General features: G+C 60.6%; 21 protein-coding genes. 12 read left to right on the top strand and 9 right to left on the bottom strand.

Translation table 11 applies throughout. The features are described 5' to 3' along the window. Positions 1–32: 32 nt before the first annotated feature. From ACGKZZ_RS00485 to ACGKZZ_RS00470, 4 genes are read right to left on the bottom strand one after another with little or no spacing between them, the layout of a single operon-like run. Positions 33–947 (bottom strand): ornithine cyclodeaminase family protein, encoded by a 915-nt coding sequence (locus tag ACGKZZ_RS00485; protein ID WP_411221467.1) that lies wholly within the window; start codon positions 945–947, stop codon positions 33–35. Further along, positions 944–1,402: a YaiI/YqxD family protein gene (locus ACGKZZ_RS00480; RefSeq protein WP_411221466.1), complete on the bottom strand. Its 459-nt coding sequence runs from the start codon at positions 1,400–1,402 to the stop codon at positions 944–946. Before ACGKZZ_RS00480 ends, ACGKZZ_RS00485 begins: the two co-directional genes overlap by 4 nt. Next, positions 1,399–2,229, bottom strand: a complete 831-nt coding sequence (fghA, locus tag ACGKZZ_RS00475; protein ID WP_411221465.1) for an S-formylglutathione hydrolase — start codon at positions 2,227–2,229, stop codon at positions 1,399–1,401. Before fghA ends, ACGKZZ_RS00480 begins: the two co-directional genes overlap by 4 nt. Positions 2,230–2,241: 12 nt before the next feature. Next, the gene (locus tag ACGKZZ_RS00470) at positions 2,242–3,168 is read right to left on the bottom strand and encodes an AEC family transporter (protein WP_411221464.1); all 927 of its coding nucleotides are present in this window, start codon (positions 3,166–3,168) and stop codon (positions 2,242–2,244) included. 125 nt (positions 3,169–3,293) lie between these two features. Between ACGKZZ_RS00470 and mutL the strand changes: the two genes are divergently transcribed. The 5 genes from mutL to ACGKZZ_RS00445 all read left to right on the top strand — a co-directional run bounded on the left by mutL (position 3,294) and on the right by ACGKZZ_RS00445 (position 7,809). Continuing rightward, a complete protein-coding gene (mutL, locus tag ACGKZZ_RS00465; protein WP_411221463.1) occupies positions 3,294–5,129 on the top strand; it encodes a DNA mismatch repair endonuclease MutL in 1,836 nt (611 codons plus the stop codon). Continuing rightward, positions 5,126–6,292, top strand: a complete 1,167-nt coding sequence (locus ACGKZZ_RS00460) for a DNA recombination protein RmuC (RefSeq protein WP_411221462.1) — start codon at positions 5,126–5,128, stop codon at positions 6,290–6,292. Before mutL ends, ACGKZZ_RS00460 begins: the two co-directional genes overlap by 4 nt. Before the next feature lie 184 nt (positions 6,293–6,476). Then, on the top strand, positions 6,477–6,935 hold the full coding sequence (locus tag ACGKZZ_RS00455) for a DUF6173 family protein (RefSeq protein WP_411221461.1): 459 nt from the start codon (positions 6,477–6,479) through the stop codon (positions 6,933–6,935). 88 nt (positions 6,936–7,023) lie between these two features. Further along, on the top strand, positions 7,024–7,158 hold the full coding sequence (locus ACGKZZ_RS00450) for an aa3-type cytochrome c oxidase subunit IV (protein WP_411222178.1): 135 nt from the start codon (positions 7,024–7,026) through the stop codon (positions 7,156–7,158). A 21-nt stretch (positions 7,159–7,179) separates the two neighbouring features. Beyond that, complete coding sequence (locus ACGKZZ_RS00445) at positions 7,180–7,809, top strand: hypothetical protein (protein WP_411221460.1); 630 nt, start codon at positions 7,180–7,182, stop codon at positions 7,807–7,809. Positions 7,810–7,812: 3 nt separating this feature from the next. Here ACGKZZ_RS00445 and ACGKZZ_RS00440 read toward each other — a convergent pair whose 3' ends face one another. Together ACGKZZ_RS00440 and ACGKZZ_RS00435 are read right to left on the bottom strand one after the other, a co-directional pair. After that, positions 7,813–8,136 carry an AzlD domain-containing protein gene (locus tag ACGKZZ_RS00440; protein ID WP_411221459.1) on the bottom strand — a complete coding sequence of 108 codons (324 nt, stop codon included), beginning with the start codon at positions 8,134–8,136 and terminating at the stop codon, positions 7,813–7,815. Then, a complete protein-coding gene (locus ACGKZZ_RS00435) occupies positions 8,133–8,840 on the bottom strand; it encodes an AzlC family ABC transporter permease (protein WP_411221458.1) in 708 nt (235 codons plus the stop codon). Before ACGKZZ_RS00435 ends, ACGKZZ_RS00440 begins: the two co-directional genes overlap by 4 nt. Before the next feature lie 61 nt (positions 8,841–8,901). Between ACGKZZ_RS00435 and ACGKZZ_RS00430 the strand changes: the two genes are divergently transcribed. Genes ACGKZZ_RS00430 through glp form a run of 4 tightly spaced genes read left to right on the top strand, consistent with a single transcriptional unit; the run spans position 8,902 to position 13,030 of the window. Further along, entirely contained in the window at positions 8,902–9,780 is an 879-nt protein-coding gene (locus ACGKZZ_RS00430) for a formate dehydrogenase accessory sulfurtransferase FdhD (protein WP_411221457.1), read from the top strand. A gap of 9 nt (positions 9,781–9,789) precedes the next feature. Further along, entirely contained in the window at positions 9,790–10,422 is a 633-nt protein-coding gene (gene mobA, locus ACGKZZ_RS00425) for a molybdenum cofactor guanylyltransferase MobA (protein WP_411222177.1), read from the top strand. Then, the gene (gene mobB, locus ACGKZZ_RS00420) at positions 10,419–10,910 is read left to right on the top strand and encodes a molybdopterin-guanine dinucleotide biosynthesis protein B (protein WP_411221456.1); all 492 of its coding nucleotides are present in this window, start codon (positions 10,419–10,421) and stop codon (positions 10,908–10,910) included. Before mobA ends, mobB begins: the two co-directional genes overlap by 4 nt. Further along, positions 10,907–13,030 (top strand): gephyrin-like molybdotransferase Glp, encoded by a 2,124-nt coding sequence (gene glp, locus ACGKZZ_RS00415; RefSeq protein ID WP_411221455.1) that lies wholly within the window; start codon positions 10,907–10,909, stop codon positions 13,028–13,030. Before mobB ends, glp begins: the two co-directional genes overlap by 4 nt. 8 nt (positions 13,031–13,038) lie before the next feature. On the opposite strand, the gene ACGKZZ_RS00410 is transcribed toward glp, so the two are convergent. Together ACGKZZ_RS00410 and greA are read right to left on the bottom strand one after the other, a co-directional pair. Next, positions 13,039–14,046 (bottom strand): hypothetical protein, encoded by a 1,008-nt coding sequence (locus tag ACGKZZ_RS00410; protein WP_411221454.1) that lies wholly within the window; start codon positions 14,044–14,046, stop codon positions 13,039–13,041. A gap of 16 nt (positions 14,047–14,062) precedes the next feature. After that, complete coding sequence (gene greA, locus ACGKZZ_RS00405) at positions 14,063–14,533, bottom strand: transcription elongation factor GreA (protein WP_411221453.1); 471 nt, start codon at positions 14,531–14,533, stop codon at positions 14,063–14,065. 273 nt (positions 14,534–14,806) lie between these two features. Here greA and ACGKZZ_RS00400 point away from each other — a divergent pair, with 273 nt between their 5' ends. From ACGKZZ_RS00400 to ACGKZZ_RS00390, 3 genes are all read left to right on the top strand, one after another. Further along, positions 14,807–16,456 (top strand): electron transfer flavoprotein-ubiquinone oxidoreductase, encoded by a 1,650-nt coding sequence (locus ACGKZZ_RS00400; protein WP_411221452.1) that lies wholly within the window; start codon positions 14,807–14,809, stop codon positions 16,454–16,456. A gap of 101 nt (positions 16,457–16,557) precedes the next feature. Continuing rightward, positions 16,558–18,282: a tetratricopeptide repeat protein gene (locus ACGKZZ_RS00395; RefSeq protein WP_411222176.1), complete on the top strand. Its 1,725-nt coding sequence runs from the start codon at positions 16,558–16,560 to the stop codon at positions 18,280–18,282. Beyond that, positions 18,266–19,078, top strand: coding sequence for a 4-(cytidine 5'-diphospho)-2-C-methyl-D-erythritol kinase (locus ACGKZZ_RS00390; protein ID WP_411221451.1), 813 nt, complete (start codon positions 18,266–18,268; stop codon positions 19,076–19,078). Before ACGKZZ_RS00395 ends, ACGKZZ_RS00390 begins: the two co-directional genes overlap by 17 nt. On the opposite strand, the gene ACGKZZ_RS00385 is transcribed toward ACGKZZ_RS00390, so the two are convergent. Continuing rightward, positions 19,071–20,069, bottom strand: coding sequence for a polyprenyl synthetase family protein (locus tag ACGKZZ_RS00385; protein WP_411221450.1), 999 nt, complete (start codon positions 20,067–20,069; stop codon positions 19,071–19,073). The genes ACGKZZ_RS00390 and ACGKZZ_RS00385 overlap by 8 nt on opposite strands. Between the last annotated feature and the right edge of the window lie 34 nt (positions 20,070–20,103).

The following is a 20,103-nucleotide window of genomic DNA, read 5'->3' as shown; positions in this document are numbered from 1 at the left end:
TTTCGCCTGCATGACGCGTTGGCAAGCCAGCCTTAACGCGCGCGCCAGCGATCCAGAATATACCGGCTGACCATCAGGTCCAGATGCGCTCCGCCACCGTTCTTGAACAACGTGATGTCATCGTCGTTCTGGCGGATCATCTTTTCCAGATCGTAGTAGTCCGCGACAACATCGTCGCGTTCGAGAATCCCGCGTGCAATCGGATCCTTCAGCTCACCGATATGGTCCACCGTCGTATCCAGACTGTCGACGAAGATCTGCGACCGCGTCAGCGCGGTATCATCCGCTTCGCGCATGTCGGGGCGGTAGGCTCCGATCAGATCGACATGCGTGCCGGGCGTCAGCCAGTCACCATGTAAGACCGGATCGGTCGACATGGTGGCGCAACTCACGATATCGGCCTGATCCACTGCTGCCGCCAAATCCTCGGCCAGATCCACATGGGCGAACTGATCGGCCAAGGCTTGCGCCTTATTGGCGGTTCTGTTCCAGATCAGAAACCGCGCGTCCGGAAAACCCGCGCTATAGGCCTCGACAAGAGAGCGCGCCACGGTTCCGGCCCCGACGATCAGAATGACCTTTGACTCCGCACGCGCCAAGTTGCGCGCTGCCAACAAGCTGTCGCCTGCGGTTTTCCACTTTGTCACGAGGTGAAAATCGATGATCGCCTCGAGTTCGCCATCGGTGTCGGAGTAAAGCGACACGCCGCCGTTCACCGCCGGCTTGCCAGCGTCAGCATTGCCCGGAAAGATCGTGGCGGATTTCACGGCAATCCCAAGACCATCGATCCAGGCCGCGCGGTTGAGCAGCGTATCGGTGCGGCGATAGAGAAAGCTGTCGGCAATTTCGGCTTTTGGAAGGCGATGACCGGCGGCAATCGCATCGGTCAGCGCGAGCCAGTCAAGCTGGGCCTCGCCTTCGGCGAACGGTATGATGTCCAGGGTCATGTCTCCTCCCTTGCAGCGGCCCGCAATTCCCGTTCCAGCGCATCGAGAAATCGCGACCGGTCGGCTTTGGAAAACGCCCGTCCGCCGCCTTGACGGAACGGGTCAGCGGCGCGCAGATCGGTCATGAGATCGCGTGTGGCGAGCACTTGCCCGATATTTTTTGCCGTCAACGCCTCGCCATTATGCTTGAGCACCCGCGCCCCGTTTTCGACGCAGCGCGCAGCCAGCGGGATGTCGGACGTGATGACCACGTCGCCGCGTCCGGCCCGGTCGGCGATCCACATATCCGCAACGTCCGGCCCGTCCGGCACGATGACAACCTCCACCAACGGGTTCTGCGACATGCGCAAGCCACCATTGGACACCACGAACATTCGCGCGCCGTGCCGCGTTGCCACGCGCTCTGCTTCGGCTTTCACCGGGCAGGCATCCGCGTCAACGAAAACGCGGCTCACAACCCAAGCGCGTCGGCGTGAAACGCGATATGGTCGGGGATGAAAGTCGAGACAAAGAAATACGAATGGTCGTAGCCTTTTTGGATCCGAAACACCCCGTCCTGCCGCCGCGCGGCCATCGCATGAGACAACGCCTCCGGCGTGAGCAGTTCAAGGAACTGATCGTCGCCGCCTTGGTCGATCAGAACCGGACCGTCAAACCCGACGGCTTCCATTTGCAGGGTGGAGTCATGACGTGCCCAGTCCGCTTCATCAGCGCCAAGATAGGCCGTTAACTGTTTCTTGCCCCAGTCGCTCTTGCTGGGATTGGCGATCGGCGCAAAGGCCGAAACGCTCGCAAACCGCCCCGGATGCGCCATTGCAAGCGTCAGCGCGCCATGCCCGCCCATGGAGTGACCGGTGATCGCCTGCCGATCCGGGTCGATGGCGAATTCGCGCGCCAGAAGATCCGGCAATTCGTCGCTCAGATAGTCCCACATCCGGTAGTGCGGTGCCCAGGGTTTCTGGGTCGCGTTCACGTAAAAGCCCGCTCCCTTTCCCAGATCATAGGCCTCATCGTCCGCCACATCGTCGCCCCGCGGTGACGTGTCGGGAAAGACAAGGGCCATGCCAGCCTCGGCGGCAAAGCCTTGCGCTGCGGCTTTGGTCATGGCGTTTTCGTGCGTGCACGTCAGACCGGCGAGATACCAGAGCACCGGGACGGCACCGGTTCGCGCCTGTGGCGGCAGGTAAAGGCCGAAGGTCATGTCGCAGCCGCAGGCTTCCGAAGTGTGGGAGTAGACCCCCTGAACGCCGCCGAAACTCATGTTCTCAGATACGGTTTTCATCGCATGTCCTTTCTAGACCAGAACCAAGGAAATCACGAACGACACCGTCACAATGCTCAGCGTCGTCGAGATCAGGATCGCGGCAGACACCCGTTGCGGGGCCACCTTGTAATGCTGCGCCAGCATGAAGACGTTTCCCGCAACCGGCAAGGAGGCTGCCGCGACAACAACGCCCGCATCGTAAAGAGGGGCGGGAAAGATGACATACACGCCCAAAGCCACCGCTGCCGGATGGAGCACCAGTTTGCAAAAGCTCAACCAGCCGGCAATTGTCATCCGCTCGGCCGATTTGCTGGCCAGCGATGCTCCGATGGCAAACAATGCACCTGGCGTGGCGGCGGCGCCAAGGATCGACAGGAAATCATTGGCCGGGCCCGGGATTGGCACTTCGGTGGCCGACACCACAAACCCCAGAACGATTGAGACGATCATCGGGTTCTTCAGCAAGCCGACCGCCAGAATCCTGAACAGTCGCAAGGACATGCGCCCTTCGCGCGACCCGACGACAAGGATGACGATCAATGAGGAAAACACCACCAGATCAATCGCCAGAACCAGAATGATCGGCCCGACAGCATCCTGACCCATCAACATCGCCAGCATCGGCACGCCCAGAAAACCAGTGTTGCCAATGGCTGCCACCTGGCCTTCGAACGCTGCCGTGGGCACATCCATTCCGCGCATGAATGCAACGGTCATGGCGATGCCGTAGACAACCCCCGTTCCCAACAAGTACCCGGCGGCGAGGCGCGGATCGAAGATTTCGGCCAGCGACAGATTGGCGGAAAAATGGAACAGCATTGCCGATAGGGCAAAATAGAATACGAACTTGGTGAGGTAAGCCGTCGCTTCCTCAGGAAAGAACCCGGTCTTGCCGGCGCCATAACCGACCGCAATCAGGGCGAAAAACGGCATCGTTTGAAGGAAGATGTCCAGCATGACGCGACTGTTAACACCGCCTCGGCGGGGGTCAATCATCACCGCGCCACACCGGCGCTGAACGAGGGCATCTTTCGACGCGAACCCATTGGAAGAATCGCGCGAGCCATGCTACATCTCGTGGCATGAACACGTATGCCCCCAAGATACGCGCCTCCATTCAACAGCTTGAGGAGAGTGCGATCAATCGTATCGCTGCTGGTGAAGTGGTGGAACGCCCCGCTTCGGCGGTCAAAGAGCTGGTGGAAAATGCCATCGACGCCGGTGCCACGCGGATCGACGTGGCAATCGCCGATGGCGGAAAGACGCAGATTTGTGTCACCGACGATGGCTGCGGCATCCCGCCCGAGGAATTGCCGCTGGCCTTGGCGCGCCACGCGACGTCCAAGATCGACGGGTCCGATCTGCTCAACATCCACAGCTTCGGCTTTCGCGGCGAGGCGCTGGCGTCACTTGGCGCGGTCGGGCGGTTGTGCATCACCAGTCGCAGCGAAGGCCACGATGCTGCTGCGCTGTCGGTGTCAGGGGGGAGGGTCGATCCCGTCAAGCCGGCCGCGCTCTCCAAAGGGTCCGTGGTTTCGCTGCGAAACCTGTTCTATGCCACGCCAGCGCGCCTGAAATTCCTGCGCTCCGACCGGGCCGAAACGCAGGCGATTTCGGATGTCATCAAGCGTTTGGCGATGGCCGAGCCGTCCATCGGCTTTACCTTGCGCGACATGTCCGGCGGCGGTGAGGGCCGCGTGACATTCCGCGCCGATGCCGTGACGGGCGATCTGTTCGATGCGCTCCGGGGCCGTCTGGGGCAGGTCATGGGGCGGGAATTTGTCGATAACGCCGTGAGCATCGACGCCGACCGCGACGGCATTCGCCTGACCGGTCTTGCCGGTCTGCCGACCTATTCGCGGGGCGCGGCGGTGGCGCAATATCTGTTCGTGAACGGCCGCCCGGTGCGCGACAAGCTCCTGATCGGCGCGCTGCGCGGAGCTTATTCGGATTTCCTGTCGCGCGACCGCCACCCGGCTGCGGCGCTGTTCATCGACTGCGATCCGCACAAGGTGGACGTGAATGTGCACCCGGCGAAATCCGAAGTACGGTTCCGCGAACCGGGGCTGGTGCGCGGGCTGATCGTCTCGGCTTTGCGGCACGCATTGGCCGAGGCGGGGCATCGCGCCTCTTCAACCGTGGCTGGCGCAACCCTCGGCGCAATGCGCCCGGAATCACCCGGTCAGCCACGTGTCTACCAGATGGACCGCCCGAGCGTCGCGGCGCGACACACGGCCTGGTCCGCGCAGGCACCCGGCTTTGCCGACATGGCGCAAAGCTTTTCCGGACGGGTTGTCGAAGACAGCACGACAGGGGAAGGTGAGACTCCGAACGCCAGCTTGCCCTTGGGTGCGGCGCGGGGGCAAGTGCATGAAAACTACATCATTTCTCAAACCGAAGATGGCATCGTCATTGTCGATCAGCACGCCGCGCATGAGCGATTGGTTTACGAAAGGTTAAAGGCCCAGATGGCGGCAAACGGCGTACCTGCGCAGGCACTGTTGATCCCCGATGTGGTTGAAATGAGTGAGGCCGATTGTGATCGGCTTTTAGAGAATGTTCACGATTTGTCGCGTATGGGTCTTGCGATAGAACAATTCGGGAGCGGTGCCATCGTCGTGCGCGAAACGCCGGCCATTCTGGGCCAGGTCAACGCAGAAGCGCTGCTGCGTGACGTGCTGGACGAACTCGACGATCAGGGAGAGACGCGCGCGGTGCAGGACCGGATCGAGGCGATCCTGAGCCGGGTGGCCTGCCACGGCTCCATCCGCTCTGGCCGGGCGATGCGAGGTGATGAAATGAATGCGCTTTTGCGCGAAATGGAAGCGACGCCCTATTCGGGGCAATGCAATCACGGGCGGCCCACTTATGTGGAGTTGAAACTGAGTGATATTGAAAGACTGTTTGGCCGCACATGATCCAGATCGGTGAAACCACTTTGAACCTGTCCGATCCCGTCGCGCTGTTCGCGCTGGTGCTTGGGCTCGCTGTGTTCCTGTTGCTGGTCATGTCGATGCTGTCGGCGCGTCGCGCCGCGAAACTTGCCGAACCTCTTGTTTATCAACTGGCACAAGTGGGCCAGCGCGTGCAGGGTCTCAGCGACGGGCAGGAGCGATTGTCCGGCGGGTTGAGCCATGTGAGCGAGGCGCAGGCGCAAAGCCAGACGGCGATGTTGCAACTGATGGAGCGGCGGCTGGCGCAGGTGCAAAGCCAGATGAACGAGAACCTGCACGGCTCCGCCCGGCGCACCGCACAATCGCTAGGCGATCTGCAACAGCGGTTGCAAAGCATCGACAAGGCGCAGGACAACATCACCAAGCTGTCGGGCGACGTACTGTCATTGCAGGATATCCTGTCGAACAAGCAGACACGGGGCGCGTTCGGAGAGATTCAGCTGACCGATATCGTCAGCAAGGCGCTGCCGAAGGACAGCTATGATCTGCAAGCGACCCTGTCCAACGGCAAGCGCGCGGATTGTCTGATCCATCTGCCGAACCCGCCGGGGCCGATCGCGATTGACAGCAAGTTTCCGCTTGAGGCGTACGAGCAGCTCCGCCGCGCCGACACGCCGGAGCAACTGAACCGCGCGGCGCAGCAATTGCGGCTTTCGCTGCGAAAACACATCAAGGATATTTCGGAAAAATACATCATCGAAGGCGAAACCGCCGATGGTGCATTGATGTTCCTGCCCTCCGAGGCGGTCTATGCCGAGCTGCACGCGAACTTTCCCGAAGTCGTGCGCGATGGATTCGCGGCGCGGGTCTGGATCGTTTCGCCGACGACATGCATGGCCACCCTCAACACGATGCGTGCCATCCTGAAAGATGCGCGGATGCAAGAGCAGGCTGGTGCCATTCGCAAGGAGCTTGGCCTGCTTTACGCAGATGTGGACAGGTTGGGCAGCCGGGTGGAAAACCTCGACCGGCATTTCGGACAAGCGGCAAAGGATATCGCCGACATCAAGATCAGTGCCGACAAAGCCGGCAGGCGGGCGCGGCGCCTGGACAATTTCGATTTCGAGGAACTGGCGAAAGACCAACCCAACCCGGTGGTGCATCTGGCCAAAACGCCGGGAGAGTAACAGGCGCAGAAATAGGTCAGTACGAGCACCCCTTTGTTTCGCATGCGAAACAATGGGTCCGGACCGGATCTATTAACGATTTGGTAACGAATAACTCAATCGCGCGGTTCAGCCGGTTTTGCTATGTAAGCTTGGTCAGGCCAACGCGGTCGCAAGACGGCCGCGATTCTCGGGAGGATGGATCATGGGCGACGGAATTCGGACCACAGCAGAATACGCCGAAGGCGATGCCCTGCCGCGCAAGTATGACGCCCATGCCGAGGGCTGTGGAGAAACCGGTTCGAAAGAGTTGCCGGACTCGGTGACCCGCAAATCGATGGCGGAGAAAAGCCCGGCCGAATGGGCCTATGAGCGGTTGATCCTCTACATTCAGAAGTTCGAGGAACAGCTGGATAACGAGCATGAGGTGGCGATGGGCTTTGCAGGTAACGAAACCGGCGTGCTGCGGATCGAGGGATTGGGTTTTTTCGACCCTGACATCGTTACGTTCTACGGCAGGGATTCAGGCGGCAGTCGGATGCAGTTGATCCAGCACGTCTCTCAACTGAATGTGGCGCTGCGCGCGCTGCCGACACCCAAAGCCAAACAGACGCCACGGCGTATCGGATTCGAACTGGCGGCAAAACTGGAACAATCTGAATAAACCGCGACACACTGCGCACTTGGCATGGGTGACATGGTCGCGCAAATCGGGTAGCGACTGGGTAAACGGATTCTAGGGAATGTCTAAGATGGCAGAGCACAAGCACGGAACGATGGATATAACGGCACAGGAAAAGACCTTTGACGGGTTTTTGCGGATCATCGCACGGGTTGCCATGTTCAGCATCGCTGTTCTGATTTTCCTGGCGATCTTCAATTCCTGATCTTCAGAGCCCGAGGCCGAAATGATCCTACTTTCACGCGCGTTGGCCGCGGTTACAGTGCTGGCCCTGGCCGGGTGCGGCGCTGGTGCCGACATGCGCCCCGACGCTTCGAGAGAGGTGATCAGCAGCGCCTCGTACCGCCACGCCGGCCCGCCGGCGCTGACCTTGTTCACCATGATCAACAACCGCTCGGGTGCTGGCGCGCATACCAGCCTGATGATCAATGGCTCGCAACGGGTGATCTTTGATCCGGCCGGCACCGTACGCCTGAGTGCCGTGCCCGAGCGCGATGACGTATTGTACGGCGTGACTCCTGGCGTTGCCGATTTTTACGCCCGTGCACACGCACGCAAAACCTATCGTGTGGTGATCCAGCGAGTCGAAGTCTCGCCCGAGGTGGCGGAGCGTGCGCTGCGTTTGGCGATTGCGAACGGCCCGGTTGGGTCGGCGCAATGTGCGTTGAGCACCGCGGCGATCCTGCGCAAGCTGCCAGGTTTTGAATCGGTGGGCTCGACCTGGTTCCCGAAGACACTGATGGATGATTTCGGCGCGTTGCCCGGAGTGCAGACATCAACCATCGTCGAGAATGATGACGATGACAAATCTGTTGCGATTGCGGAATTCGAACAGGCGGTCGTCGCGCAGCGCTGATCGTCAGATCAGCGAGTTCAACCCCACCAGCACGGCCGCGCCCACCACCATTGCGGCTAGTACATTCTTGGTCAGATACCCGACTGCAAAGGTTGCAACGGCGGCCGCGAAACGCGGCGCGTCGGGTGAGCCGCCGGTCGCCGTCGGCCAGACGATCAGCGGCGCAATCAGAGCCGGGATGACCGCGACGGCCGTATAGCGCAGGTGTCGAAGCAGCCATTCCGGCAGTTCGCGATCGCCGACAAGGCCCAGAAAGACAAATCGCAGGCCGAAGCTGCCCGCGCCCAGCACCAGGATCACGATCCAAAGCTCTACGGTGTCGCTCATGGCGCAAGACCCAGTTTGAGCTCTGCCCGCGCGCCCGCCATCATGCCGCCCAGTGCGCCCACCATCAGGCCAAGATTGAATGGCAGCCAGACAAAGACCAGCGCAAGCACCACTGCTACAAGCGCCGCAATCTGGTGCGCACGCGTGCGCAGCATCGGACCCATCATCGCCAAAAACGCAATCGGCAACGCAAAGTCGAGGCCCAGGCTGGACGGGATGCTTTCGCCCAGAAGGGCACCCGCGAGCGTAGCCACATACCAGGGCGGGCAGATCGGGGTCATGACGCCAAGGAAGTACCTGAATCGCTGCGACGGGGTCTCATCGGGGTGTCTTTCGTAGTCGATGACCGACGCGGCGTAGGTTTGATCCACCAGAAAATACGCCGCAATCCCCCGCTTCCAGAGCGGCAAGGACCCCAGGTAAGGTGTAATGGAGGCCGAATACATCGCCATGCGCAGGTTCACCGCCAATGCCGATGCAATGACCACCAGCGTGGGTGCATTTTCCGTCAGCAACTGAAGCGCGGTGAACTGTGCCGCGCCGGCGATGACCACGATCGAAAACGCCATCGTCTCGTAGATCTCGAGTCCGGCTTCGGTGCCAAGTACGCCAAACAGCATACCGAACGGGACGACGACCGCGAGAAACGGCACCCCGTCCCGAAGGCCGCGCCAGTAACTTGACATTAGGCTCTCCCCCGCCATCACTGTCTCCTGTTCGGGTTGTTCGACCGGACGTAGCTGTTGCTGCAAGGAGTTGCAATCAATGTCGAATGCCGCCAGGTCGGACTATCTGATCGCCCCCGATCCGAGCGCCGCGCGGCTCACGCGGCGGGTTGTTGGCACCGATCACACCGGACTTGAAACCGAGATCAGCGTGGTCGAGGAGCGCCCGCTGACGATATTCCTCAACGCGCAGGAGATCGTCACCGCGATGACGATCGGCGATTATCCCGAATATCTGGCAGTCGGATTTCTTCGCAATCAGGGCATGTTGCTGGACGATGACGTGATCACGCGGGTGGAACACGACGACGAGCTTGAAACAGTTGTCGTGCGGACCGAACGACAGACGACGTATGAAGACAAGATGAAGAAGAAAACCCGCACGAGCGGGTGTGCGGTGGGCACGGTGTTTGGCGATATGATGGAGGGGCTTGATCGGGTTCGGTTGCCGCAGGTTCAGGTGCGCACATCCTGGCTCTATGCGCTGGCACACAAGATCAACACGACGCCGTCGCTCTACCTTGAGGCGGGGGCGATCCACGGAACGGTGCTGTGCCAGCAAGATCGGACACTGGTCTATATGGAAGACGTCGGGCGGCATAACGCCGTCGACAAGATTGCCGGATGGATGTTCCAAGAGGGTGTCGGTGCGGGTGACAAGATGCTCTATACGACCGGGCGACTGACATCGGAAATGGTGATCAAGACGGCCCTGATGGGAATACCCGTTCTGGCGTCGCGGTCGGGCTTTACCGCTTGGGGCGTTGAAATCGCGCGACAGGTCGGGCTGACGTGCATCGGCCGGATGAAGGGCAAACGGTTCGTCTGCCTGTCGGGAGAAGACCGGCTGGTGCGCGACATGGATCCGGACACGGTGCCGGAGGAACGCGGCAAACACCGCAGGAAAAGCGCGGATTGAGAAGCGATGATGAAGAAACCACTGGGTGTGATTTTGGCGGGCGGTCAGGCGACCCGCATGGGCGGGGGTGACAAGGGGCTGTTGACAGTTGGTGGCAAACCCTTGCTGGCGCGTGTGATCGAGCGATTGCAGCCGCAGGTCCAACGGATCGCCTTGAACGCCAATGGTGATCCCAAGCGATTTGCGGAATTTGGCCTGCCTGTGATCCCGGACAGTGTAAAAGGCTTTCCGGGGCCGTTGGCGGGTGTTCTGGCCGGGCTCGATTGGGCGGCGGAACAGGGTGCGGACACGATTGTGACCGTGGCTGCCGACACGCCGTTCTTCCCGCTTGATCTGGTGTCGTTCCTGCAACACACGGCGCAAGGCATGACCCATCCACTGGTGCTGGCGGCAACGCCGCGCGGAGTGGAGCGCACCAAATCCATGAGCCGGTCCGGACTGATCCGGCATCCGACCTTTGGCCTCTGGCCCGTGGCCTTGCGCGAGGATTTGCGCCGCGCGCTGGGCGACGGGGTGAACAAGGTGGTGCTCTGGACCGAGCGCCATGGTGGTCGCGAAGCCGTGTTTGATGTGCGCAGCAGCGATCCGTTTTTCAACGTGAACACCCCCGACGATCTTATCGCGGCAGAGTCGAAGATATGAGGCTTTACGGCGTCACCGGTTGGAAAAATGCCGGTAAAACCGGGCTGATGGAGCGCTTGGTGACCGAGATCACGGAGCGCGGGCTGTCGGTGTCGACGATCAAACATGCGCATCACAGCTTTGATGTGGATCATCCGGGCAAAGACAGTCACCGGCACCGGATCGCCGGTGCGACCGAGGTGTTGCTGGCCTCTCGCAAGCGGTTTGCCCTGATGCACGAGATGCGCGGCGAGGATGAGCCGAGCCTGGCCGAGCTGTTGGACCGGCTTGCGCCCGTCGATCTGGTTCTCGTTGAGGGGTACAAACGTGACCGACACCCCAAGATCGAAGCCTATCGCGCCGAAACCGGCACTGCGTTGATCGCCCCCGGAGATCCCACCATTCGCGCTGTGGCGAGCGATACAGCGCTTGATCTTGACCGTCCGGTGTTTGATCTGGACGACACGGCCGCCATCGCGGAATTTATTTTGGCCGAGGTTGGGCTTTGAGCAGGTTTGACACATTTGTGGTGGTCGACTGGTCTGCCGGAAAACGGGCGCCCAAGAGGCCGTCAAAGGATGCGATCTGGATCGGCATCGCGCGCGCGAGCCAGGAGGACGATCCGGTATATTTCCGCACGCGGATCGAGGCGGAAGCGTGGCTGGAGGCGTTTATTGACACCGAAGCAACCGCCGGGCGGCGGTGTTTGATCGGGTTCGATTTTCCGTTCGGATATCCGCAGGGGTTTGCTCGTGCGGTGACAGGGCGGGATGATCCTCTGATCCTTTGGGATTGGCTTGAAGAGCACATCTGCGACGATGATTCAGGCGCGAACAACCGGTTCGAGGTTGCTGAGGCGTTGAACGCTTTGTTTGACGGGGCGGGACCGTTTTGGGGCAAGCCTGATGAGAGGCAATGGCCCGGTATTCCGTATCGGAAAACCGGCATTGAATTTCGCGACATTGCAGAACGGCGGCAGGCAGATGTTCGCGCGAAGGCTGCGTCGAGCTGTTTTCAACTCTATTTTAACCCGACTGTGGGAAGTCAGGCCTTGATGGGATTGCCGATGTTGTCCCGCTTGCGCCGGCGGGCAGGCGTGGCCGTCTGGCCCTTTGAGGAGGTGAGCAATGCTGCGACTGTATTAGTAGAAATCTGGCCGGGACTGATAGAACCGGCGGTGAAAGAAGCACACGACGACGAAATCCGCGACCGAGCGCAGGTGCGTCTTTTGGCGCGCGCGCTGGCCAGTTTGGCACCGCACCGCCTCGAGACGATGCTGGCCGATGTTGGGGCCAACGCTGCCGAGGAGGCGTGGATTCTAGGCGCCGGATACAACGCTGAATTGGTCGCGGCGGCACAAGGCAGACCTCTGTTAAGCCCACCACCGCTGCGCAATGATTGCTTTGCACTTCCTGCTGGGGTGGACTGGACGCCGGTAGATGATGCGTTGGCGATGCTACGCGATCGGATGACACCCGTGGTCGGACAAGAAACGGTGCCGCTTGTGGAGTCCGCCGGACGGGTGCTTGCGTCGGATGTTCTGGCGCGGCGCTCGAACCCGCCGCATCCCAACAGCGCTGTCGATGGCTACGGGTTCTGCGGCGCATCAATTGGTGACGGGCCGCAATTGCTGCCATTGGTCGAGGGCCGATCCGCGGCGGGCAAGCCGTTTGACGGTGCGATACCGAAAGGTCACGCCATCCGCGTTTTGACAGGCGCGGACTTGCCCGCTGGCGTCGACACAGTGGTGCTTGACGAAGATGTGTCGGTCGGCGGCGGGCATATTGCGTTTCACGGTCCGATGAAACAGGGCGCGAACACGCGCAGGGCGGGCGAAGATATCTGCTCCGGTGATCTTGCGTTGCCCGAGGGACGGATTTTACGACCCGCGGATCTGGCGCTGGCGGCGGCGGTCGGATACGGCGATCTACCGGTCTTCAAGCGGTTGCGCGTCGCGGTGATGTCAACTGGCGACGAGATTGCTGAGCCGGGGGCGGAGGTGGCGGACGGGCAAATCTACGATGCCAATCGCCCCATGTTGTTAAGCCTTTGCGCGCAAATGGGCTTTGCGGCGGTTGACATGGGTTGTGCACCCGATGACCGCAACGCGGTGCGCGAACGGCTGGACGATGCGGCACGCCGCGCGGACGTGATTTTGACATCGGGCGGCGCATCTGCGGGCGACGAAGACCATATGTCGGCGCTGCTGCGCGAAAGCGGGGCGATGCAGGAATGGCGGATCGCGCTGAAGCCGGGGCGGCCCTTGGCGCTTGGCCTCTGGAACCGCACGCCGGTTTTCGGATTGCCGGGAAATCCCGTGGCGGCGTTGGTGTGTACCCTGATATTTGCACGTCCGGCAATGGGCGCATTGGCCGGGACCGGATGGCACGTACCGCTGTCCTTCAAGGTGCCGGCGGCGTTCGAAAAACGCAAGAAACCGGGGCGTCGAGAATACCTGCGTGCGCGTGTGCGAGGCGGACGCGTCGAGATCTTCAAATCCGAAGGATCGGGCCGCATCAGCGGTTTGAGCTGGGCCGAAGGCCTGGTCGAATTGCCCGATGGCGCGGTGCATGTGCGACCGGGCGACATGGTGCATTTCTTGCCGTACGGATCGTTTGCGATGGGCTAGCGACGCGATCAGTCAAACGTGCCCGTTACCCGGCCCAGCAACATGAAGGCGCGCGCGGTGCGGGTGCCTGCAAGTTCAGATATTTCTGCATCGCTTGCGGTTTCCTCGAACCGGGCGAAACCCTTGTCGAAGAGGCGCAAGAAGTGGTGGGCGGCGTCGCGGAAGATCGGGTCTTGTTTCATCCGCCCCGCGGCGAGAGCAAGGGACGACCGGTCGCGCACGCCACCCAAGGCGGCAATGGTGCGTCCGCGTTCGCCCTTGGCAAAGCGGCGCCACAATTCGGGGCGGGCCATGTCCGGGCGCAGATCATCCATGTAGATGCCGTCCTGGCTGAGCAGGGTCAGCACATCCTGGGCTGCCTGCACCAGCTGCGCGGACGGGCGATCCTTGAGCGCGCGACGCAGGGCGGCAAAACCTTCCTGATCTTCGGCAGTTTCTGGAAAATGTAGCGCACGGATGAAATCGGAGGTGGACAAGGGTGGCTGCAACGCCTCGGCTGGCGTGCCAAGCGCCAGAACCGGCTGGTCACCGGATTCCGGTTCCGGAGCGGCGGCGTGCACCGCGATTTGAGCCGCACGGGTCGAGGTGAACATTGCCAGCGTCGTTTCGGCTTTTTTCTGCGCTTCGGAAATCTCGTCAAGTTTTTTGACGATCGACGGATGCGGTTGCTGATCGCGGCCACCCGCCTGATTTTGCGTGATATAGGCGTGACGGATCGCATCGATCGCTGTTTGCAGGCGCGTGCTTTCCTCGCGCAGGATACGCGAAGACCGCGCCCCCACCGCAGCGACCCAGATCATGCCGACGGGGAAGAACACCACCATCATCACCAGCAGAAACCGCAATCCGTCGGTGCCGTCATTGTCGGCGAACAAAAAGAAAACCGCCGAAATGATCAGCCAGATGACGCTGAGCGCGGCCGCAGTCAGTTCGATGCCGCTCAGCCCACCGATGTCATCGGATGAACGGCTGAGTCTGGCGGTCACTCCGGGGCGTGCGTCTGGTGGCTGTGTCATGGCTGGGTCCGACCCATTAGATATATTGGATTTTCAGCACTTCATAGGATTTTTCACCGCCGGGCGTGCGCACCTCGACACTGTCGCCCTCTTCTTTGCCGATAAGGGCACGGGCGATGGGCGATTTGATGTTCAAAAGACCCTTTTCGATGCTGGCCTCATGCTCGCCGACGATTTGCCAGGTTTTTTCTTCGTCGGTATCCTCATCAACCAGAGTCACGGTCGCGCCGAATTTGATCGGGCCGGACAGTTTTTTGGGATCAATCACCTCGACAAGGCCCAGCACGCCTTCCAGCTCCTTGATGCGGCCTTCGATGAAACCCTGTTTTTCACGGGCGGAATGATATTCAGCGTTTTCCTTGAGATCGCCCAGTTCGCGCGCCTCTGCGATGGCCTTGATCACGGCGGGACGTTCGATCGACTTGAGCGTCTTCAACTCGGTTTCGAGCGCGGAATGCCCCGCACGGGTCATCGGTAGTTTTTCCATGGGAGCGGTCCCTTTTCATCGGCAGAGCAGATGCTCTGGCACCGTTTCTTCGGCGCGGTCTAATCATGTCACTTGCGTTGGTACAAGAGTGACCCGAGCGATTGCGGAAACGCAAGGGGGATTGGACGCCATAGACAGGTTCTGGCGCACGAAAATGCAGCGATTCCAGCGAAAACAGGCATGCAACGCCGTGTCACAATTGACCGAAAGTGGCGCAAGAGGTACGTCAGCGGTCAAAGTGCCGACATGCGAATTTCAAGGAAAGTGCGACAGATGAGCGAACATACACGCGAAGCGATGGAATACGATGTCGTGATCGTAGGAGCAGGCCCCGCAGGTTTGTCGGCGGCGATCCGGTTGAAACAGCTTGATCGCGATCTTGATGTGGTCGTGCTTGAAAAAGGCTCTGAAGTGGGGGCGCATATCCTGTCGGGCGCGGTGCTTGATCCGATCGGGCTTGATGCGTTGATTCCGGATTGGAAAGACAGGGGTGCGCCGCTGAATGTGCCCGTCAAGGACGACAATTTCTACCTGTTGGGCGAAGCGGGCAAGGTGCGCGTGCCGAACTTCCCGATGCCGCCGCTGATGAACAATCACGGCAATTACATCGTGTCGATGGGCAACGTCTGTCGCTGGATGGCCGAGCAGGCCGAAGAACTTGGTGTCGAGGTATTCCCTGGCATGGCGTGTTCGGAGTTGGTGTATGGCGATGATGGCAGCGTCAAGGGTGTGGTCGCCGGGGAATTTGGCAAGAACCCCGACGGTACCCCCGGTCCGGGATACGAACCCGGTATGGAGCTGCATGGCAAGTACGTGTTCCTTGGCGAAGGCGTGCGCGGCAGCCTGTCGAAAGAGGTGATCGCAAAGTTCGATCTGTCGGCGGGCAAGGAGCCGCAGAAATACGGCCTGGGCATGAAGGAAATCTGGGAGGTCGACCCGGACAAGCACCGTCCAGGTTCGGTGACGCACACGATGGGGTGGCCGCTTGGCAGCAATGCCGGCGGTGGATCATTCATCTACCATCTTGACAACAATCAGGTTTATGTCGGGTTTGTGGTGCACCTGAACTACAAGAACCCGTATCTCTATCCTTACATGGAATTTCAGCGATTCAAGCATCATCCCTTGGTTGCGGACTTGCTGAAAGGCGCAAAGCGCGTGGCTTACGGCGCGCGCGCGCTGAGCGAGGGCGGATACCAGTCGATGCCCAAGATGGTGGCGCCGGGTGTGGCGCTGTTGGGCTGTTCGGTCGGAATGGTGAACGTGCCGCGCATCAAGGGCAACCACAACGCGATGCTGTCGGGCAAGGCCGCGGCCGAAGCCGCATATGCGGCCATCAAGGCCGGTCGCGCGTCGGATGAGTTGTCCGACTATGAGACCGAAGTGCGCGATGGCGCCATCGGCCAGGATCTCAAAAAGGTTCGCAATGTCAAACCATTGTGGTCAAAGCGCGGGCTTGCGGCGTCGCTTGTTTTGGGCGGGTTTGACATGTGGACCAACACGCTGGGCTTTTCCCTGCTTGGCACGCTGGGTCACGGTGCAACCGACGCCGACGCCACCGGAGAGGCGGCTGATTTCAAGCCGATCGATTATCCCAAGCCTGACGGGAAACTGTCGTTTGACCGCCTGACAAACGTGTCGTTTGCCGCCACCAACCATGCCGAAAGCCAACCGTCGCACCTCAAGTTGAAGGATCCCGCGATACCTGTAGCGGTGAACCTGCCGAAATACGCCGGTCTGTCGCAAAGGTACTGTCCGGCAGGGGTTTACGAATTTGTGAAGTCCGAGGATGGAAGCGACAAGTTCGTGATCAATTTCCAGAACTGCGTTCACTGTAAAACCTGCGATATCAAGGACCCGAGCCAGAATATCGAATGGACGGTTCCACAAGGCGGGGACGGTCCGAACTATCCGAATATGTAGATTTTCAGGGTCGGGCACTCGCCCGGCCTGTCGCTTCGGTTGCGCGTGACCGGGGCGCACGCTAGGCTTTGCGGAATTTGCCGTTTCAGGAGATTATCATGATGCATTCGCGTGTTATGCGGCTACTTGGCCCTGCGGCGCTGATGCTTTGCCTTATGGGGCCGAACGGGACCGCCGCCAGCACTCTGTCGGGCGATTACCTTGCCGGCCGGCAAGCCAGCTTTGACGGTGACATTCAGGCCGCAGCCAAGCATTACGGCCAGGCTGTGATGCATGATCCCGACAATCCGATGGTTCTCGAGCGCGCGGCACTGGCGGAAATTTCTCTTGGCAATCTGCCGCGTGCGGCAACTCTCGCGGGCAAGATCGTTGCAGACGGTCAACGCAGTCAGGTCGCGCAGATGGCGCTCGTCGCCGAATTTGCGAAGGCCGAAAAATATCAGGAATTGCGCGCGCTAGTCGAAGATGAACGCGGGGTCGGCCCGCTGATCGACGGTCTTTTGCTGGCATGGTCCGAACTGGGGATCGGTGACATGACGGCGGCGCTTGTCCAGTTCGATGACCTGGCCAAGCAGCAGGGCATGGAGAATTTCGCGCAATATCACAAGGCGATGGCCTTGGCATCGGTGGGCGATTTCGAAAGCGCGGCAGCGATTCTTGAAGATGCCGGAACCGGCGGCATGCAATTGACCCGACGCGGCGTGATGGCGCATGCCGAGGTGTTGAGCCAACTGGAGCGCAACGATGACGCTGTGGCGCTCATTGAACGTGCGTTTGGCAGCGACCTTGATCCCGGTTTGCGGCAGATGGAAGAGGCGCTCAACGCTGGTGAAGCGTTGCCGTTCACACATATTCGCGGTGCCCAGGATGGTATCGCAGAGGTGTTTTATACTCTCGCCGCAGCGCTTGCGAACGAGGCGAATGACGAATTCACGCTGCTCTATACGCGGGTTGCGCAATATCTGCGCCCCGATCATGTCGACGCCATTCTCCTGACGGCGCGGTTGCTGGACGAGTTGGGCCAATCCGAATTGGCCGTTGCAGCCTATGCCGATGTGCCGGTCAGTCATCCGGCCTATCATGCCGCAGAACTGGGCCGCGCGGCGGCGTTGCGCGACAGTGGGAAAACCGATGCTGCGGTCGAAGTGCTCGAGCGTCTGTCCAAAACGCATGGCGATGAACCGGTTGTTCACTCGACCCTTGGCGATACCATGCGCCAGCTTGAACGCTACGAGGAGGCCGTCGCCGCCTACACCAAGGCGCTTGATCTGGTCGAGGTTGAAGGATCGGGCGAATGGTTCCTGCATTATGCGCGCGCCATCAGTTACGAGCGGCTGGATCGCTGGGAAGAAGCAGAGGCCGATTTCCGCACCGCGCTTGAGTTGAACCCGGGGCAGCCGCAGGTCCTCAACTACCTCGGCTATTCGCTGGTGGAAAAGCAGATCAAACTGGACGAAGCGCTCGACATGATCGAACGCGCAGCGTCTGCGCGACCAGACAGTGGCTACATCCTGGACAGTCTGGGATGGGTTCTGTACCGCGTCGGCCGCTATGACGAAGCTGTGGGACACATGGAACGGGCCACAGAGTTGATGCCCGTCGATCCGGTTGTGAACGATCATCTGGGCGATGTGTACTGGGCCGTGGGGCGGAAAAACGAGGCGCGTTTCCAGTGGCGTCGGGCCCTGTCGTTCACCATGTATGGCACAAATGCCGAAGAGGTTGATGCCGACCGGATTCGAGCCAAGCTTGAGCTGGGTCTGGATCAGGTGCTGGCTGACGAGGGCGCCAAGCCCTTGCAGGTGGCCAATGACAACGGCAATTGAGGCCGCAGCTCCTGCAAAGGTCAACCTTGCACTGCACATCACCGGACAACGCGACGACGGGTATCATGTCCTCGACTCGCTGGTGGTGTTCGCCGATGTCATGGACAAGCTCACATTAACCCCGGCGAGCACCATGAGCCTGTCGGTGGATGGCGCGTTTGCCGAAGGCGTGCCTGCGGATGCAGGGAATCTGGTGTGGCAGGCCGCCGAACTGTGTCGCGCTGTCTATGACATCAGATTGACGAAGAACATTCCCCACGGCGCCGGGTTGGGCGGCGGATCGTCTGATGCAGCGGCGGTGTTGCGACAATTGGAGCGCCCAGACCTGGCGTCCCGTCTTGGTGCGGACGTGCCGGTGTGTCTATGGCCGGGACCGCAACACATGCGCGGAATCGGCGAGCAGCTTGACCAGCTTTGGTCGGTTCCTCCATTCGCGCTTGTGCTGATCAATCCGGGAATTTTTTTCCCGACTGCGGATGTGTTCGCGGTCCTTGAGAACAAGACCAACCCGCCAATGACCAATATGCCGTCTGGCATGGAGGCGGACTGGATCTGCTGGCTGGGGGAGCAGCGGAACGACCTCGAACCTGCGGCGATCGAGCTTGCGCCGGAAATCGACCGCGTGCTGAACGTGTTGGGTGATGCGCAAATCGCGCGCATGTCCGGTTCGGGATCGACGTGCTTTGGGATTTATCCCGATATGGAAGCCGCCGAATCTGCCGCAAAGCGAATTTCGAGCGATCATCCTGATTGGTGGGTTCGGGCGACGCAAACCCTCGGCGCCAGCGTCAGTTGACGCGCGCCACCACGTAGTCGGCAAGCTCGTCGAGCAAGTCGCGGATCGGGTGGTCTGGAAGCGTGGCCAGCGCGTCTTTGGCCTTGGCGATCCAGTCATTCGCCTCGCCGCGGGTTGCCTCCAGCGTGCCGTGCTTGTTCATCAAGGCGACGGCGTTTTCCAGATCTCCGTCGCTCTGGCGCCCTTTTTCAATGGTCCGCGCCCAGAATGCGCGCTCCTCAGGATCGGCCTTTGCCACGGCCTTGATGACCGGCATCGTAAGCTTGCGTTCCCGGAAATCGTCGCCGACGTTTTTGCCGGTCGCGTCCGAGCCCCAATAGTCCAACAGGTCGTCAACGATCTGAAACGCAATGCCCAACGCGTCGCCATAGTCGAACAACGCCTTGATCTGCGCTTCGTCCTTGCCTGCGATCACCCCACCCACCTGGGTCGCGGCAGAGAACAACGCGGCTGTCTTGCCGCGCACGACCTGCAAATAGACCGCTTCGGTCGTGCGCAGATCTTGCGCGGCGGACAATTGCAAAACCTCACCTTCCGCAATGGTGGCCGCCGCGTTGGACAAGATGTCGAGCACCCGCAAACTGCCGGTTTCGACCATCAACTGGAAGGACCGGGCAAACAGGTAATCGCCCACCAGAACACTTGATTTGTTGTCCCAAAGAAGGTTCGCTGTTGGACGGCCGCGCCGTTTTTCGCTTTCATCCACCACATCGTCATGCAGCAAGGTGGCGGTATGGATGAATTCGACCGTTGCGGCCAGTTTGATATGATCGTCACCGACATAACCACACATTTTCGCAGCCGCCAAAGTCAGCATCGGACGCAACCGTTTGCCGCCGGCATCGACCAGATGCGCCGTCACTTCGGGAATCCGCGGCGCGTGTTCAGAGGCCATGCGTTTGGCGATCAGCGCGTTCACCTGTGCCATGTCCTCTTCCAGAAGAGAGGCCAGACGATCATGCGGTTTGACGGCAGGTTTATCCAAACTCATCACCATTCCTTCGGGAAGGCTCGACAAAGCGGGC

The organism is Marivita sp. S2033, from assembly GCF_046592965.1.
GTDB lineage: Bacteria > Pseudomonadota > Alphaproteobacteria > Rhodobacterales > Rhodobacteraceae > Marivita.
Note: the sequence above shows the minus strand (reverse complement) of the source record. Positions and strands in the feature narration are given on the sequence as shown.

Coding starts and splice junctions, on each gene's coding strand:
- ACGKZZ_RS00485 (WP_411221467.1), bottom strand. CDS start 947: ATGACCCTGGACATCATACCGTTCGCCGAAGGCGAGGCCCAGCTTGAC.
- fghA (WP_411221465.1), bottom strand. CDS start 2,229: ATGAAAACCGTATCTGAGAACATGAGTTTCGGCGGCGTTCAGGGGGTC.
- ACGKZZ_RS00470 (WP_411221464.1), bottom strand. CDS start 3,168: ATGCTGGACATCTTCCTTCAAACGATGCCGTTTTTCGCCCTGATTGCG.
- mutL (WP_411221463.1), top strand. CDS start 3,294: ATGAACACGTATGCCCCCAAGATACGCGCCTCCATTCAACAGCTTGAG.
- ACGKZZ_RS00460 (WP_411221462.1), top strand. CDS start 5,126: ATGATCCAGATCGGTGAAACCACTTTGAACCTGTCCGATCCCGTCGCG.
- ACGKZZ_RS00455 (WP_411221461.1), top strand. CDS start 6,477: ATGGGCGACGGAATTCGGACCACAGCAGAATACGCCGAAGGCGATGCC.
- ACGKZZ_RS00450 (WP_411222178.1), top strand. CDS start 7,024: ATGGCAGAGCACAAGCACGGAACGATGGATATAACGGCACAGGAAAAG.
- ACGKZZ_RS00445 (WP_411221460.1), top strand. CDS start 7,180: ATGATCCTACTTTCACGCGCGTTGGCCGCGGTTACAGTGCTGGCCCTG.
- ACGKZZ_RS00440 (WP_411221459.1), bottom strand. CDS start 8,136: ATGAGCGACACCGTAGAGCTTTGGATCGTGATCCTGGTGCTGGGCGCG.
- ACGKZZ_RS00435 (WP_411221458.1), bottom strand. CDS start 8,840: ATGGCGGGGGAGAGCCTAATGTCAAGTTACTGGCGCGGCCTTCGGGAC.
- ACGKZZ_RS00430 (WP_411221457.1), top strand. CDS start 8,902: ATGTCGAATGCCGCCAGGTCGGACTATCTGATCGCCCCCGATCCGAGC.
- mobA (WP_411222177.1), top strand. CDS start 9,790: ATGAAGAAACCACTGGGTGTGATTTTGGCGGGCGGTCAGGCGACCCGC.
- mobB (WP_411221456.1), top strand. CDS start 10,419: ATGAGGCTTTACGGCGTCACCGGTTGGAAAAATGCCGGTAAAACCGGG.
- ACGKZZ_RS00410 (WP_411221454.1), bottom strand. CDS start 14,046: ATGACACAGCCACCAGACGCACGCCCCGGAGTGACCGCCAGACTCAGC.
- greA (WP_411221453.1), bottom strand. CDS start 14,533: ATGGAAAAACTACCGATGACCCGTGCGGGGCATTCCGCGCTCGAAACC.
- ACGKZZ_RS00400 (WP_411221452.1), top strand. CDS start 14,807: ATGAGCGAACATACACGCGAAGCGATGGAATACGATGTCGTGATCGTA.
- ACGKZZ_RS00395 (WP_411222176.1), top strand. CDS start 16,558: ATGCATTCGCGTGTTATGCGGCTACTTGGCCCTGCGGCGCTGATGCTT.
- ACGKZZ_RS00390 (WP_411221451.1), top strand. CDS start 18,266: ATGACAACGGCAATTGAGGCCGCAGCTCCTGCAAAGGTCAACCTTGCA.
- ACGKZZ_RS00385 (WP_411221450.1), bottom strand. CDS start 20,069: ATGAGTTTGGATAAACCTGCCGTCAAACCGCATGATCGTCTGGCCTCT.